Below are 1,195 nucleotides of genomic sequence, written 5' to 3' on the forward strand. Positions count from 1 at the left end.
GGAAACCCTGAAGAAGACTCCCCGTTTCTGGTGAAATACGCCGATCCCGTTGCCCGAGTATCCCGATGAAGCAGATGACCTTCGCCGACGCCGAGTACGCAGGTAAGCGCAAGCAGACCCGCAAGGAGCTGTTCCTGATCGAGATGGATCGGGTGGTGCCATGGAAGGGCTTGATTGCGCTGATCGAGCCTCACTACCCCAAGGGTGACGGTGGCCGGCCAGCCTATCCGCTGATAGCGATGCTGCGTGTCCATCTGATGCAGAACTGGTTTGGCTACAGCGACCCGGCGATGGAAGAGGCGCTTTATGAGACCACCATTCTGCGCCAGTTTGCGGGCTTGAGCCTGGAGCGCATCCCTGACGAAACAACCATTCTCAACTTCCGGCGGTTGCTGGAAAAACACGAGCTGGCGGCAGGAATCTTGGCCGTCATCAATGGCTACCTGGGCGACCGCGGTCTCTTTCTGCGGCAAGGCACGATCGTCGACGCCACGCTGATCAACGCACCGAGCTCGACCAAGAACAAGGACGGCAAGCGGGACCCGGAGATGCACCAGACCAAGAAGGGCAATCAGTACTACTTCGGCATGAAGGCGCACATCGGCGTGGATGATGAGTCGGGGCTGGTACACAGCGTGGTAGGCACGGCAGCCAACGTGGCGGATATCACCCAGGTCGACAAACTGCTGCACGGTGACGAGAACGTCGTCTGCGCCGATGCCGGCTACACCGGCGTCGAAAAGCGCCCCGAACATGCTGGCCGCGAAGTGATCTGGCAGGTCGCAGCACGCCGCAGCACCTACAAGAAGCTCGATAAACGCAGCGCCCTGTACAAAGCCAAGCGCAAGATCGAGAAGGCCAAGGCACAAGTGCGAGCGAAGGTCGAGCACCCGTTTCGAGTGATCAAGCGCCAGTTCGGTTACGTGAAGGTGCGCTTCCGTGGCCTGGCCAAGAACACCGCTCAACTGGTGACGCTGTTCGCGCTGTCGAACCTATGGATGGCGCGCCGACATTTGCTGACTACCGCAGGAGAGGTACGCCTGTAATGCGGAAAATGGCTGCTGCGAGGTGCTCGCGGCGGCCAAAAACGGAGAACTGAGCGGGTTACCTGGTCGATTTTGATCGACGGCCCGCTTTCAAAAGCAGCGAGGGCTGAAGTTGACCGGAAATACAGGGCTACTTCAGACCTTCCCTA

At 59.4% G+C, this 1,195-nt stretch carries 1 protein-coding gene; it reads left to right on the forward strand.

The window, feature by feature from the left end; genetic code table 11:
• The first annotated feature begins 65 nt into the window (after positions 1-65).
• Entirely contained in the window at positions 66-1,046 is a 981-nt protein-coding gene (locus ACIGFL_RS24055; RefSeq protein WP_397487585.1) for an IS5 family transposase, read from the forward strand.
• Positions 1,047-1,195 lie beyond the last annotated feature (149 nt).

It is taken from the genome of Pseudomonas sp. NPDC077649 (assembly GCF_044542855.1).
Lineage (GTDB): Bacteria > Pseudomonadota > Gammaproteobacteria > Pseudomonadales > Pseudomonadaceae > Aquipseudomonas.

Bases quoted from the DNA above. Each gene is read 5' to 3' on its own strand.
- ACIGFL_RS24055 (WP_397487585.1), top strand. From the start codon at position 66: ATGAAGCAGATGACCTTCGCCGACGCCGAGTACGCAGGTAAGCGCAAG.